This window comes from Ruminococcus sp. CAG:57, assembly GCF_000435935.1.
GTDB lineage: Bacteria > Bacillota > Clostridia > Oscillospirales > Ruminococcaceae > Hominimerdicola > Hominimerdicola aceti.
This window is the reverse complement of sequence record NZ_FR890677.1, coordinates 6,099-19,272: the sequence shown is the minus strand read 5'-3', so window position 1 is coordinate 19,272 and position 13,174 is coordinate 6,099. Positions and strand designations below refer to the sequence as shown.

General features: G+C 40.2%; 10 protein-coding genes and 1 pseudogene. 8 read left to right on the top strand and 3 right to left on the bottom strand.

Translation table 11 applies throughout. The annotated features are described in order from the left end of the window. The coding region (locus tag QVO88_RS00110; protein WP_288177648.1) for a GNAT family N-acetyltransferase at positions 1–766 on the top strand (766 nt) is incomplete at its 5' end. A 297-nt stretch (positions 767–1,063) separates the two neighbouring features. Here the strand turns inward: QVO88_RS00110 and QVO88_RS00105 are convergent. The 3 genes from QVO88_RS00105 to QVO88_RS00095 are packed head-to-tail and all read right to left on the bottom strand — an operon-like array spanning position 1,064 to position 3,341. Then, the gene (locus tag QVO88_RS00105; protein ID WP_022286498.1) at positions 1,064–1,966 is read right to left on the bottom strand and encodes a hypothetical protein; all 903 of its coding nucleotides are present in this window, start codon (positions 1,964–1,966) and stop codon (positions 1,064–1,066) included. Between the two features lie 13 nt (positions 1,967–1,979). Then, positions 1,980–2,735, bottom strand: a complete 756-nt coding sequence (locus QVO88_RS00100; RefSeq protein WP_022286497.1) for a class D sortase — start codon at positions 2,733–2,735, stop codon at positions 1,980–1,982. 3 nt (positions 2,736–2,738) lie between these two features. Further along, on the bottom strand, positions 2,739–3,341 hold the full coding sequence (locus tag QVO88_RS00095) for a hypothetical protein (RefSeq protein WP_022286496.1): 603 nt from the start codon (positions 3,339–3,341) through the stop codon (positions 2,739–2,741). A 384-nt stretch (positions 3,342–3,725) separates the two neighbouring features. Here QVO88_RS00095 and QVO88_RS00090 point away from each other — a divergent pair, with 384 nt between their 5' ends. From QVO88_RS00090 to recJ, 7 genes and pseudogenes are all read left to right on the top strand, one after another. After that, the gene (locus QVO88_RS00090; protein ID WP_022286495.1) at positions 3,726–5,801 is read left to right on the top strand and encodes a glycoside hydrolase family 3 C-terminal domain-containing protein; all 2,076 of its coding nucleotides are present in this window, start codon (positions 3,726–3,728) and stop codon (positions 5,799–5,801) included. Between the two features lie 86 nt (positions 5,802–5,887). Then, positions 5,888–6,177 (top strand): annotated as a pseudogene (locus QVO88_RS12260) (MATE family efflux transporter); the annotation flags it as partial. Then, complete coding sequence (locus QVO88_RS00075) at positions 6,172–6,447, top strand: hypothetical protein (RefSeq protein WP_265290950.1); 276 nt, start codon at positions 6,172–6,174, stop codon at positions 6,445–6,447. The pseudogene QVO88_RS12260 and the gene QVO88_RS00075, both read left to right, overlap by 6 nt. Positions 6,448–6,661: 214 nt before the next feature. Continuing rightward, positions 6,662–8,155: a polysaccharide biosynthesis tyrosine autokinase gene (locus QVO88_RS00070; RefSeq protein ID WP_022286494.1), complete on the top strand. Its 1,494-nt coding sequence runs from the start codon at positions 6,662–6,664 to the stop codon at positions 8,153–8,155. Positions 8,156–8,174: 19 nt separating this feature from the next. Then, positions 8,175–8,879 (top strand): CpsB/CapC family capsule biosynthesis tyrosine phosphatase, encoded by a 705-nt coding sequence (locus QVO88_RS00065; RefSeq protein ID WP_022286493.1) that lies wholly within the window; start codon positions 8,175–8,177, stop codon positions 8,877–8,879. A 110-nt stretch (positions 8,880–8,989) separates the two neighbouring features. Continuing rightward, on the top strand, positions 8,990–11,098 hold the full coding sequence (locus QVO88_RS00060) for a nucleoside-diphosphate sugar epimerase/dehydratase (RefSeq protein ID WP_022286492.1): 2,109 nt from the start codon (positions 8,990–8,992) through the stop codon (positions 11,096–11,098). A gap of 151 nt (positions 11,099–11,249) precedes the next feature. Further along, on the top strand, positions 11,250–13,174 hold a 1,925-nt coding region (gene recJ / locus QVO88_RS00055), incomplete at its 3' end, for a single-stranded-DNA-specific exonuclease RecJ (protein WP_288177645.1).

Genomic DNA, 13,174 nt, shown 5'->3' with positions numbered 1-13,174 from the left:
CGATTTTGTGGGACGGCTATGTTGTATACAAAATATTGATGACCCTACACTTTGGTATTATGGTGATCTGTTTGTTGTTGAAAACCACCGTCGCAAGCATATTGCGGAGAAAATGATTACAACAGCCTTTGATGTACTGAAAGACAAGGGCTGTAAAACTGTACGAACTTATGTTGATCCACAAAACACATCGTCACTTGAGTTGCAGAAAAAGCTTGGCTTTACTGAAAAACCATATCAGACGTTTAATGATCTGATAAATAATGGTGACCTGATGTTTGAAAAGCAGTTTGGACAAATTTACAACGCTGTGACTGTACGAGAAAAACTTGATGTAAAGATAGTAGCCAATCTTTACAACAGAAATTTGAAGGCTTTACACGGTGATAAAATATCCTATGACGAGTGGTGCAAGTCGATTTTGAATAATGATACAGATGAGGAAAATTTTCTGATATGTCGAGGACTAATGCCTGTTGCCTGGCTGAAAATCAACGGACTAGAAAACGCTGAAGTTGGTTATATTTCAATGCTTGCCGTTGAGCCAAAATATCAGTATTATGGCGTTGGAACATTTGCGGTCGAGTTTGCTAATTGCTTTTTGCATGACAAAGGTAAAAGATTTGTTCGAGTGCAGACCACTGCTGATAATTTATCTGCTATAAGGTTGTATAAAAAATGTGGTTTTGTTGAAGTTAGCAAAACACAAGATTTTTGTGGAGATGAAACTGAATTATGCAAAGTCATGTTTGAAAAGCATATTTAATTATATTGGTTTTAAAAGAATCCTCTCCAAAGCATTCACTTTGGAGGGGACAACTATATACTTTTCTGCGGCTTTTTAACGTCCATCATGACTTCTTTAAGACATAACTATCATTATAATAAGTTGCCTTGCCAAAAATCTTTTCCATCTTCTTTTATATACCTATATCAACGAACTGCATATATCGTAATATTATTATAACGTTTTAATCATATTTTTAAACTATTGACGACTATTAAATGGAATTGTTTCCTCTATAAAAAACAGACCCCTATTTAAAACAGGGGTCTGATAAATTTAGCATTTTTCTTTCTTTTTGAACTTTGTCAAATTGATTATCAACGCAAAAAGTGCCATAAAAAGAACTGCCACTATGAGAGTAACTGTCGATAATTTAATAAGGCTGTCAGTTAAGCCATACATGGATCTTGTGAGTGCATTATACACAGTGTCATTATGTATCGCAAGCCCGTCATAATATTTTGTACCCTTTAGGATAGCACACGGAACAAGAATGAGCATTGAGGAACAGAAAAGTGAAGTGCCAACCCAATAAAGCAAACCGCCTATATGCTTTCTGTTCACTGCTGCCATAACGCCTATAAATATAACAGCCGTTGCAATAAGAGCTATCCTTATTTTTCTCGCAAGCACAAGCAGATCTTTAAGCTTTGTGGAAATGCCATTAGGTTTATTTATATGGCTCAAAAGCATAACGTCAAGGTCGGATTCAATTGCCTGTTCCACATTTTTTATTGTCTTCTGCTTTATGTCTTCAAGTTCCTGAGAATATTTAACGCCTTCTTTTTCAGCCCATTTTGTATAATCGTCTGAGATATTCTTTTCAAGAAGCGTAAAGTCTGCCTTAAACTCAGGAAGTCCACTCTTTTTGCCAAGAATATAACTGAAAGTATCTTCAACATAGCTATAAATAGCGTTTGATACATCAGTTTTGTTAATCGACTTCTTCAGGGTATCAGCTTCAACACCAGTGTAGGCATATTGTTGTTCACAATATGTCTGTATCTCTTCGAAAGCCGTGTCCTCGATTTTTATCTTGTACATACTGTTCGTATAGGTTGTCGGTTCAAAGAAAATATTGTCTGCCGCAAACAGAAGTGACAGCGCAAGGAATATAAACGCCAAAAACAGCGAGATTATCAGATTAGGCAGGTAGTTGTATAGTTTTTTGTTTTTCACAGATCTTACCCTCCTAATTCTTATATTCTTTGCTTACGACTTTGCAAATAACATATAGCCTCTGATCTGAAAGACCCATATATCCATTGTTCCAGCAAGTGTAGAGTATCAGATCATCTACAGGTGGATCTGCGGTCACGTCATAATACAAAAGGGAAGTATCTGTATCTGGAAGTACCTTAGTTTCTGTGACCTCATAAGTAAATTTGCCATAATCTGTTTTTAGTATCACTTGATCACCCACTAGAATATTAGGTAAATATCTGAAATAAGTGTGGTTATGTGCCGCAAGGACAACTCTGCCTGTAGCACCTATATATGCAGAATAGTTAGATTGCACAACCCCTTTTGCTAGGAGATCATCAGAGTCTCCCCAGTAAACAGGCTCTTTGTCAATGCCTGCCTTATCATTCTTTACGGTCAGCTCGGCATATTTGTCGCCGTAATACGGATAGATTATCTCATGCTGTTCCGTCTTATTTTCAGAATCTGGCACTGTGACTTTTGTTAATCCCTTCATAGGCAGTGCGTCTGCATTTCTGTATTTATTATCCTCTGATGGGTTTTTCAAATGAGCGTTCTCATTGAACGCTATTGCTGCATATCCTTGCAGCTCTATGAATTTTTTATAACTTACCAGCGTCATGATAGACAAACAAAGAGCCAAAACTAAAAGAGGCGTCAAGACCATTACAGCCACTGACGTCCTCTTATTTTTTTTCAGTTTGTTTGCGTCAGACGAGGAAGCTTTAACCTCTTTCCTGACCATATCTTAGCACTCTTTGTTCTTCTTAACAGCTACTGTAATACCAAATGCACTAAGAGCAAGTGTAAGAACCGCAGCAACCTGAACAGCTGTCATGCTGTTTGCACCAGTATTAAGTGAACCGTTACCTGTGTTTGTTCCAATGTTTGTATTGCCATCTGAATCAACAACCTGAACGTTCCAATCCTTGCTTGTAAGCTCGTCTACCTTGATAGTAACACCAAAGTGTTTACCTGTAGCTACGCAAGCATCAGCAATAGCCTTTCTGCTATCCTCGCCCATTTCCTTAAACACCTGTCTAAGCTGATCGTTTGTTAGTGAAGCAAGATCTGTTCCTGCACCAAAAAGCTTGTCAGCAACAGGCTGAACATATGTAGCACCACAATCAGAGAGAGCCTTTACCATGTAATCATAGTCAGCAGAGCTGAACTTTGAAGCGTGAGAATCAAGGTAGTTCTTAAGCTCTGATACATGGTTAGAAGGAACACCTGCTGATTTAGCTGCAGAAACAACATCGGCAGAAGAAGCTGCTGATGCGCTTACAACCATTGTTGAAGCAATGATGAACGCAGTAACAGAAGCCGAAATTGACTTAAATATCTTTTTCATAACACCTATCACCTTTCGTAATATTTTCTTATAACAATATTATACACTATTAAAATTCGATTGTCAATATTTTTATTGGTATTTTTTTCAGAAAAAAGCAAATATTTTTACGATGATTTGAAATAGTTATGTATAAGTGCGTATATGCGCTGTTTCATATAATTGTATATTGCTGGAAAATGCAAAAGATTTTCAGCATTCTCAAATAAAAGACTTATAACATTACTGTTTTGGTGCTTTTATGATTTTTGTCAAAGCTGATCTCAAAGCATTTAGATATAATTTCTACATTAATTATTATAATTATACGCCTTGACACGATGTCATGCCATGGTGTATAATTTTTTTGTATGATATAATTGACGTAATGTGCAAGGAGGATATATGAAAAATTATCTCAATGAAAGCCTTTCAGCTCAGGAAAGAGCTGAAGCACTTGTAAATGAAATGACCGTAGAGGAGGCGGCTTCACAGCTTAGATATGACGCTCCTGCTATTGAGCGGCTCGGCATTCCTGCCTATAACTGGTGGAATGAGGGTATCCATGGGCTTGCACGAAGCGGTGTTGCCACCATGTTTCCACAGGCAATAGGTCTTGCGGCTATGTTTGACACCGACCTTGTGTTCAAAGTGGCAGATATAACTTCCACAGAAGCTCGTGCCAAGTATAATGAGTATTCAAAGCGTGATGACAGGGATATATACAAAGGTCTTACCCTTTGGGCACCTAATATAAATATTTTCAGAGATCCACGCTGGGGCAGAGGTCATGAGACTTATGGTGAAGACCCTTATCTTACCGCAGAGTGCGGCAAGGCATATGTAAAAGGCTTGCAGGGCAGTGGCAAGGTACTGAAAACTGCCGCTTGTGCAAAGCACTTTGCAGTACATAGCGGACCTGAGGCTGTTCGCCATGAATTTAATGCAGAGGTTAATTGGAAAGACCTTGAAGAGACCTATCTTTACGCCTTTGAGGAGCTTGTGAAAAAAGCAAAGGTCGAGGGTGTAATGGGTGCGTATAACCGTGTGAATGGCGAGCCGTCATGTGCTAGTGAGTTTCTAATGGGCAAGCTTGACAAATGGGATTTTGATGGCTATTTTGTTTCTGATTGCTGGGCAATAAGGGATTTCCACGAACACCATATGGTGACGTCTTCTCCTGTAGAGTCGGCCGCAATGGCACTTAAAGCAGGCTGTAATGTGAACTGCGGTTGTACGTATGTACACCTGCTTTCTGCTCTTGATAAGGGGCTTGTGACAGAAGATGAAATCCGGGCTTCCTGTGTTGCTCTTATGAGAACTCGCATAAGACTTGGCATATTTGACAAGTCAACGGAATATGACAACATACCATACAGCGTTGTTTCCTGCCCTGAGCATAAAGCTGTATCTTACCAGTGTGCAGTGAAGTCCATGGTGTTGCTCAAGAACAAGGGCATTCTTCCGCTTGACAAAAAATCAATATCAACTATCGCTGTAATAGGTCCAAATGCCGACAGTAGAGCGGCTTTAGAGGGCAATTATAACGGCACAGCCGACAGGTATGTTACTTTCCTTGAGGGTATCGAGGACGCATTTGATGGCAGGGTGCTTTATGCTGAAGGCTGTCACTTGTATAAGGACAGAGTATCGGGTCTGGCACAGGCAGGGGATAGATACGCCGAAGCTGAGGCGGCGGCGGCAAATTCTGATGTTGTGATACTTTGCGTTGGTCTTGACGCCACTATTGAGGGCGAGGAGGGCGACACAGGTAATGAGTTTTCATCAGGTGACAAGAACGATCTAAGACTTCCTGAAAGTCAGCGTGAGCTTATAAAGCGTGTCGCAAAGATCGGCAAGCCTATGATAGTGGTATGTGCGGCAGGAAGCTCAATAAATGTCGAGCATGATTGTGACGCTCTTATCCACGCATGGTATCCGGGTTCAGAGGGCGGCAAGGCTATTGCAGATATTATTTTTGGTAAAGTGTCGCCATCAGGAAAACTGCCTGTTACATTCTATAATAGCGCCGACAAGCTACCTTGCTTTACTGATTATGCTATGTCTGATAGAACATATAGGTACACAAGAGATAACATTCTTTATCCATTCGGCTATGGTCTTACTTATGGAGATGTTGTTGTTACATCGCTTAGTTATAACGATGGCAAAGTCAATGTGGAGGTAGAAAATAACGGTGCCGATACTTGTGATGTTATCGAACTTTACATTAAATCACATTGTGATAATGCTCCGGCTTATCCTGTGCTGTGCGGCTTCAAGAGAATTTTTGTCAAAAAAGGTGAAAAGCTTGATGTTGAAATCAAAGTACCTGACAAAGCTTTCACAACAGTGTCAGATATCGGCGAGAGAAAACAGTTTGCAAAGGAATTCACCCTCTATGTTGGTACGCATCAGCCTGATGAACTTAGTTGTCAGCTTAGTGGTACAAACTGTATGAGTATCGAGATAGAACGATAATGAAAAGAGATCTTACAAACGGCAGTATCATAAGCTTGCTTCTTGCTTTTTCAAGCCCGATGATACTGTGAAATCTGCTCCAACAGGTGTATAACATTTCCGACACATTTATTGTTGGCAGATTTCTTGGCGAAAATGCCCTTGCGGCTGTGGGCGGCACATACACCCTCACGACTTTTCTTTATCCGATCATAATAGGTCTGTGCATGGCTGTGACTCGCTTGTTTCTTATTGTTTCGCTGAAAGAAATGAACGCCGCCTGAAAGGCTGTCTGAACATATCATCTCTGATCATAGGCTCTGTTACTTTGGTGACAGAGCCTATCACATTGTGCTTTTCCAATGAGATTTTGAAACTTTTGCATACTCCAATGAAAATAATGTTGTTGACATCTGATTATGTTAGAATTATCCTGTCAGGTGTGGGACTTTGCTTTTACACTCTTGCCAAAGAACCTCTTTTGCGACTATCCTTCATGAAAAAATCTTGGAAGGATTGCAGCTTTGGTGAAGTGGTGCGAATGCCGACCGCTGCCTCAGTTCAGCAATCTGTCATGAATTTCGGCATACTTATGATACAAGGACTGGTAAATAGTTTTGGAACGGCTGTAATGGCGGCTTTTACAGTAGCCGTTCATAATTGTTAAATTAAGCTGTCAGCTTATATGATTTTCCGACAAATACTTGGCTGATTTAGTTTATCTTATTGTATGTTATAACAAAAAACCAATTTTTTGTTGAAATACAAAAAAACGTATCGTTTAAAGTTGACTTTTTGAATAGAATGTGATAAAATTATTATTGTACGGTTTATTTTTTGGGAAAATAACGAAAATATCAACAATAGGGTGAATAATTCAAATGAAAAAAAATTACACTATCAAGGATCTTCTGGTACTTCTTCTCGGAAAGGTTTGGTATATCGTTGCCGCTTCAATAGTGTGTGCGATACTGGCCCTTTTTGTATCAAAATTTGTTATGAGTAAGCAGTATCAGTCACACGTTTCAATGTATGTTAAAAGTGCTGATAATCAATCAACGGGTCAGGATAAGACTAATGTTGACTTACAGGATATTAACGCTTCAAAGTCATTGGTACAGACCTACATTGTTATACTTACTGATGACCCGGTAATGAACGAGGTAAGCGATAAGCTTCTTGAGATGTATACTCCTGAACAGCTTGCTCCTTATTTTACTGTAACGAGCGGCAGGGTTTCAAATGACGGCCTGAGAAATGCTTATAGCATGACCGCTGTAAATCAGACAGAGGTACTTCAGATAACTGCCACAACAACCAATGCAAAGCTTTCTTCTGATCTTTGTAACATAATGGCTGACGTCGCTCCAAGCTTTCTTATAAGAGTTATCGGTGCAGGCTCAGTTGAAAAGATAGGTGATGCTGAAGTTTACAATACACCTGTTTCTCCTAACACCACTAAAAATGTTGCCCTTGGCTTTGTTGGTGGCTTGATGGTGGCTGTTCTAGTGATACTTGTTATCGACTTCTTTGACAACACTGTAAAGAATTCTGATGAGCTTGGCGACATTTATCAGAAGCCTATCGTTGGTGAGATAATGAATATTGGCGGAAAGACTTCTAAAAAGGATGAAGGTTCTTCTGCTGACAGAAAAAAACAGCTTCTGTTCAATAATAAGGATATACCATTTAATATTGTAGAGAACTACAAAACAATGCGTACAAACCTTATGTTTACACTTTCTACAACACGAAATAAGATAGTTGTCGTTTCTAGCCCTAATCCAAGTGAGGGTAAGTCTGTAACAGTTGCAAACCTTGCAGCTTCAATGGCTGAAACAGAAAATAAGGTACTTCTTATTGACGCTGATATGAGAAGACCTGTTCAGCACAGAAACTTCAAGTTAAAAAACAATGTTGGACTTTCAACAATACTGAGTGGTGAAAGCACATTTGATAAGTGTGTGCATGAAACCAAGAATGGCAATTTTGCTGTTCTTACATCAGGCGTTTTGCCTCCAAACCCGTCAGAGCTTCTTGCTTCTGAGAAAATGCGTGAATTGCTTGAATATGTTCAGCATAAGTATGATTATGTTATTGTCGACGGAACCCCGTTGCTTCCTGTAACTGACGTAATGAGCCTTGCAGACGAGGTCGCAGGCGTTCTTCTTGTGGCAAGATATGGCAGAACTACATATCAGGAGATAGAGGAGTCTATGAAGAAGCTTGAGATAGGCGATTGCAATCTGCTTGGGTTCGTTCTTAATGATATTTCCGCAAAGAACGGTTCTCATTACGGATACAAGTATAGCTACAAGTATAAATATGACTACAGCTATAAATACGGTGGGAAGGATACTTCTGCCGAAAGTTAAATGACATGGAGATGTTAGATTGACTACCGATTATCACAGCCACATACTGCCGAATATTGATGACGGCTCTGACAGCATCAAAACATCACTTAAAATGATAAAAATGATGAAACAGCAGGGCATAGGTATAATTGTGGCAACACCGCATTTTTATATGCACAGGGAAGCTTCTTTAGACAGTTATCTTGTCAAACGGCAAAATGCTTATGAGAAGCTCATGGCATCTGACCCTGCCGTGAAGGATATACATATTGGTGCTGAGGTGGCTATAGAAAAGGGCATCAGCGTATTAGGAGAACTTGAAAAGCTGTGTATCAGCGGAACAAGACTTATTCTTCTTGAACCACCCTTCACCCAGTATAACAGTTGGATCGTCGAGGAGATAGACGAAATAGCAAATTCTCGAAGGCTTATTCCGATAATCGCCCATGTACATAGATATATGGGCGTTTATTCAAAGTCAGATCTGAAAAGTCTGATGTCTGTGGATGCAGTTTTTCAGATAAATGCAGAAGCTTTTGAGCATTTTTCCTCTAGACGTTTTGTTAATAAGCTTATTTCAAGTGGCAGAGATTTTGTCTTTGGAAGCGATGCTCATAATCTTGATGATAGAAAACCTAATTTTGATCTTATAGCTAAAAGATCTGGAAGTGAAAATATAAGACGTTCTGATAAAGTACTCATGTCTGCTATGGCTGACGAAGAAAGAATGTTTGCTTTTTAAGTATAGAAAAAATATTGATGATATTATAAATAGCCTGCACTGTGCCATTGAGGGGTGGCCATGGTGTGATCTTATTCATTGCTTTAATTGAGCGGAGGTATGTTTTATTTATGGAGAAAACAAGTGAAAACACAGTTCAGGTGTGGAAAAACAAAAAGATAAAACATTGGATGCTTATTGCATTCTTTCTGTGTTTCTATGATATTGTTGCCGTAAATCTATCCTACATTTTCGGACTTTTCATCAGATTTGACCTTACTTTTTCTGCAATACCAAAGGAGTATATGCTTGCCTATGTAAAGTTTGCTCCAATATATACAGCTTTCTGTGTTGTGGTGTTTTTTGTGTTCAAGCTTTATAATAGTTTGTGGAGATTTGCTAGCATTGGCGAACTGTCAAGGATATTTTTGGCCTCGATAGTTACTACCATATTCCAGACTGTTGGTATAACATTACTCTTCATGAGAATGCCTGTGGCTTACTATATAGTAGGAGCGGGAACTCAGTTCGTGCTTATAACAGCAGTGCGTTTTGCCTATAGATATGTTACCCTTTTAAGAGCAAAACAGGTAACAAATCAGGTGGCAGTGCATAATGCAATGGTCATTGGTGCAGGTGCTTCGGGTCAGATGATCCTTAAAGAGCTTACGATGTCAGAACGTGCAAATGCAAGACCACTCTGCATAATCGATGATAACCCAAATAAGTGGGGAAGAAATATCGGAGGAGTTCCTATCGTCGGTGGCCGTGATTGCATTATGGAAAGCGTCAAAAAGTATAATATTGATCAGATCCTTTTTGCAATCCCAACTGCATCACCCGAGAACAAAAGGGATATCCTTAATATTTGTAAGGAAACAGGCTGTGAGATGAAACAGCTTCCGGGCGTTTATCAGATAACAAATGGTGAGGTGCTTCTCAGCAAGATGAAGCCTGTTGCGGTCGAGGATCTGCTTGGAAGAGAGCCTATCAGAGTAAACATGGACGAGATATTCCAGCACCTTAAGGGTAAGACCATTTTGGTAACAGGTGGCGGTGGCTCTATCGGAAGCGAGCTTTGCCGACAGATAGCAGGTCATGAGCCTAAACAGCTTATAATATTTGACATTTATGAAAACAATGCTTATGAAATAGAGCAGGAGCTTAAACGTAAATATGGCAGTAAACTCAATCTTGTGACGCTTATCGGCTCTGTTCGTGACAGCAGACGTATCAATGACGTTTTTGAAAAATACAAGCCTGATATCGTTTATCACGCTGCAGCACATAAGCACGTTCCGCTTATGGAAACAAGCCCTAATGAAGCTATCAAAAACAATGTTGTTGGTACATACAAGACAGCCTATGCCGCTTTGAAGCATGGCACAAAGAGGTTTGTGCTTATAAGCACTGATAAGGCTGTAAACCCTACTAATATTATGGGTGCAAGTAAAAGACTCTGCGAAATGGTTATCCAGAGCATGGACGCTATCAGCAAGGCAGGCAGGACAGATCTTCTACCTATGCTCCATGCACACGTTGATGAAATGACAGACGGTATGCTTGAGAACGATCCGATAGACGAGATAGCTGTTGATAATATAGAGAGCAGTGAAGCGGTTAAGATCGAAAGCGTTGGCAATAAGGACAGAAATGGCACACAGTTTGTTGCAGTTCGTTTTGGAAACGTTCTTGGAAGCAACGGCTCTGTAATCCCACTGTTCAAAAAGCAGATAGAAGCAGGCGGTCCTGTTACTGTTACTCACCCTGATATCATAAGATATTTCATGACTATACCTGAGGCTGTGAGCCTTGTTCTTCAGGCAGGCACATACGCATGGGGCGGCGAGATATTTGTCCTTGATATGGGTGCGCCTGTGAAGATAGACACACTTGCGAGAAATCTTATCAGACTTTCAGGCTATAAGCCTGATGTAGATATCAAGATAGTTTACTCAGGTCTGCGTCCTGGCGAGAAGCTTTTTGAGGAGAAGCTTATGGCAGAGGAGGGCATGATGAAAACGGACAATGAGCTTATCCATATCGGAAAGCCTATACCGTTTGACACAGAAACGTTCCTTGGTCAGCTTGGAGAGCTTGCTCGTGCAAGCTATAACAATGACGAAAATATCGTTGAAATGGTCGAAAAGATCGTTCCAACATTCAGTCCTGTAGGTGATAAACCAACAGGTAATGAAAAATATGGCAGAAACGCTGTTGCAGTTTCTGCGGCAACATAATGAAAGATCCATATTTCAGCACTGCGGGGTTTTCTGCGGTGCTGTTTTTATGCCTAAAATTTCACACTTTTTCTTGATGCTACTTGAAAAAAGGCAGTTTATGTGATATAATAAGTAATGAATGTAAATTTGCGTAAAGGACTATTTCTATATGAAAAAATGGAGAATAAACAGACCTGACCCTGTGAAAACTGCAGAGTTTATGAACAAGTGTGACTTGAAAAGCCTTACCCTAGACGTCATGACTTCAAGGGGTTTCACTGACTTTGACAGCCTTGCTGATTTTTTTAAAGGTGAAGAACTTAGTGATCCTTTTCTTATAAAGGATATGGCTATAGCCGCCGAGGTGATAAACAAGGCGGTTGATCAGTATGACCTTATTTGTATTTACGGTGACTATGACTGCGATGGAGTTACGTCCACCACTATACTTTACAACTATCTTGAAAGCATGGGCGCAAACATTATGTACTATATTCCTGAGCGTGAGGCTGGATATGGTATGAACATGGAAGCTATTGAAATGCTTGCAGAAAAGGGTGTTAAGCTTATCGTCACTGTGGATAACGGCATTTCTGCGGTTGAGGAAGCTGAGCGTATTGCTGAACTTGATATGGAACTTGTTATCACAGATCACCACCAGCCGCCTGAGAAGCTTCCGAGGGCAAGGGCTATTGTTAATCCGCATCGTGCAGATTGTCCTTCGTCATACAAAGACCTTGCAGGCGTTGGTGTAGCTTTCAAGCTTTGTGCTGCACTTGACGGCGGCAGTTATGACACTGTTATGGAACAGTATGCCGACATTTGTGCTATCGGTACAGTTGCGGACGTTGTGCCACTCACAGGGGAAAACAGAACTATTGTCAAGCGTGGTCTTGAATATCTTGCAAACACCGAAATATTGGGACTAAACTATCTTATAGATAAAGCAAAGCTTGATAGAAATGCTCTTGACTCAACAGGCATTGCTTTTAGGATTGCCCCTGTTATAAACGCTTCGGGCAGATTTGGCTCACCTCTTATAGCGGTAAAAACACTTCTAAGCGAAGACCCGGAGGACGCTGAGAATTATGTTGACACTCTTTTAAATCTTAACGCCCAGCGCAAGCAGACGGAAACAGAGATAATGACAGAAATAGTAAACTATATAAACGCTCACCCTGAAACTCTTGACCATAGAGTGCTTGTGCTTTCAGGCAAGGGCTGGCATCACGGAGTTATTGGCATTGTTTCTTCACGCATTTTGGAATTTTACGGAAAGCCGAATGTTATAATCTCCATTGATGATGATGGAAACGCACGAGGCTCTGCGAGAAGCGTAAAGGGCTTCAATATATTCAAGTGTTTTCAGCATTGCGGAGAGCTGCTTGATAAATTTGGTGGACATGAGTGTGCAGGAGGTCTGTCGCTGAAGGCTGAGAACATTGAAAAGTTCACTCAAATGGTGTATGAATACAGCGATCCTATGGAGAAATTCCCTAGCGTTGAGCTTATAGCGGATAAGCTTCTTATGCCGCAGGATATCAACCTTGATAATGTAAAGGGTCTTGCCGCAATGGAGCCTTTTGGTGCAGAGAACCCTGTTCCAGTTTTTGCAATGCTTGGAGTAAGAGTAGATAAGATAATACCGCTGTCACAGGGCAAGCATACAAAGATCGAGTTTTCATACGGAAGCTATAGAGGACAGGCTCTTATTTTCTCCCTTGCACCTGAAAAAGCTTGTTTCGCAGTTGGCGATAAGCTTGATATGCTCGTGGAGCTTGGAATAAATGTGTTCAATAACCGTGAGTCCATATCCATAAGAGTTATCGATCATAGATTGAGTGGAGTAAAACAGGAAAGATATTTTGCGGCAAAGGATTGTTATGAAAAACTCATGCGCGGGGAACAGCTTCCTGCAAGTTTTATAAGAAAAATAATCCCGACAAGGCAGGAGCTTATCGGCGTATATAAATACATAAGTGCAGTTAAGAATATTACGTTGGATAATCTTTTCATGAAAATATCAGGCGACAGTATGAATTATTGCAAACTGCATATTTGCGTTGATATTTTCCGTGATAAGGGTCTTATTGA

Coding starts and splice junctions, on each gene's coding strand:
- QVO88_RS00075 (WP_265290950.1), top strand. CDS start 6,172: ATGAAAATAATGTTGTTGACATCTGATTATGTTAGAATTATCCTGTCA.
- QVO88_RS00095 (WP_022286496.1), bottom strand. CDS start 3,341: ATGAAAAAGATATTTAAGTCAATTTCGGCTTCTGTTACTGCGTTCATC.
- QVO88_RS00060 (WP_022286492.1), top strand. CDS start 8,990: ATGGAGAAAACAAGTGAAAACACAGTTCAGGTGTGGAAAAACAAAAAG.
- QVO88_RS00090 (WP_022286495.1), top strand. CDS start 3,726: ATGAAAAATTATCTCAATGAAAGCCTTTCAGCTCAGGAAAGAGCTGAA.
- QVO88_RS00100 (WP_022286497.1), bottom strand. CDS start 2,735: ATGGTCAGGAAAGAGGTTAAAGCTTCCTCGTCTGACGCAAACAAACTG.
- QVO88_RS00070 (WP_022286494.1), top strand. CDS start 6,662: ATGAAAAAAAATTACACTATCAAGGATCTTCTGGTACTTCTTCTCGGA.